This window comes from Pedobacter sp. 01T416_2, assembly GCF_056398925.1.
Genome location: NZ_JBFTQI010001056.1, coordinates 1 through 1,553, shown reverse-complemented (window position 1 = coordinate 1,553; position 1,553 = coordinate 1). Strand labels below are relative to the sequence as shown.

At 40.1% G+C, this 1,553-nt stretch carries 2 protein-coding genes; both read right to left on the bottom strand.

Annotated elements, in window-relative coordinates; all coding sequences use genetic code 11:
• Window positions 1-665, bottom strand: a 665-nt coding sequence (locus AC1DPQ_RS27295) for a transketolase family protein (protein WP_477611497.1), incomplete at its 3' end; no start/stop codon positions are given.
• Window positions 666-753: 88 nt separating this feature from the next.
• Window positions 754-1,553, bottom strand: an 800-nt coding sequence (locus AC1DPQ_RS27290) for a transketolase (protein ID WP_477611496.1), incomplete at its 5' end; no start/stop codon positions are given.

Here is a 1,553-nt window from a genome sequence, read left to right as displayed (position 1 = left end):
TCGATACCCAATTCAGCTAATTTTTCACCAGCTTCGATTGCTTTCCAAACCATATGGCCTGTAGCAATAATGGTAACATCTGTTCCTTCGTTAACCATCCATGCTTTACCGATCTCAAATTTTTGATCTGGATCTGTAAACACAGGGATTACCGGACGGCCAAAACGTAAATAAACCGGGCCTTCGTATTCTGCAATGGCCATAGTTGCTGCTTTAGTCTGGTTGTAATCGCAAGGATTGATAACTACCATTCCTGGCAACATTTTCATTAAACCTATATCTTCTAAAATTTGGTGTGTTGCACCATCTTCGCCTAAGGTTAAACCTGCGTGAGATGCACAGATTTTAACGTTTTTGTTCGAGTAAGCTACTGATTGGCGGATCTGGTCGTAAACGCGGCCTGTAGAAAAGTTGGCAAAAGTACCTGTAAAAGGAATTTTACCACCAATAGTCATGCCTGCTGCAATACCGATCATGTTTGCTTCTGCAATACCAACCTGTGTAAAACGCTCAGGAAAATCTTTAATAAAAGCATCCATTTTAAGTGATCCAACTAAATCGGCACATAAGGCAACCACATTTTCGTTTTTCTTTCCAGCCTCATGTAAACCAGCTCCAAAACCCGAACGTGTATCTTTTTTTTCTGTATATGTATATTTTTTCATTGTTTTTTAGCTATGAGATGTGAGGTTTTAGACGTGAGATCAGGCGACAATTCGTCTCAAATCTCATATCTATTGTCTCAAATCTAGTTTAATAGTCCCCTAAAGTTTCTGGTAATTGCGCTAACGCTGCTGCCAACTGCTCATCATTAGGTGCTGTACCGTGCCATTTATGTGTGCCCATCATATAATCTACACCAGCACCCATTTGAGTACTCATTAAATTTAGAATTGGTTTACCTTTTCCGGTTAGTGTTTTAGCATAATGTAAGCCTTCAACGATTGCTTGCATATCGTTACCATCGGTATTGATTACATGCCAGCCAAAAGCTTCGAATTTAGCTTGTAAATCATCTAAGGCAAGAACTTTACTTGTAGGACCATCAATTTGCTGTCCGTTATAATCAACAGATGCAATTAAATGATCTACTTTATTAAAAGGGGCGAACATTGCTGCTTCCCAGTTTTGTCCTTCCTGTAATTCTCCATCACCCAATAAGGCGAAGATGAGAGATTTATCACCGTTTAATTTTTTGGCTAAAGCTGCTCCAATAGCAACTGATAAGCCCTGACCTAAAGATCCTGAAGCAATACGGATACCTGGTAAATGCTCATGGGTAGTGGGGTGGCCTTGTAATCTAGAATCCAGTTTACGGAAAGTTGCCAGTTCACTTTTATCGAAATAACCAGCATGAGCTAGTGTACTGTACCATACCGGAGAAATGTGTCCGTTCGAAAGGAAGAACAAATCTTCGCCAGCACCTTCCATTGTGAAGTCTGTTTTGTGGTTCAATACTTCAAAATATAAAGCTGTGAAAAAATCTGTACAACCAAGCGAAGCGCCTGGGTGACCTGATTGACATCCGTGAACCATTCTTACGATATCTCTTC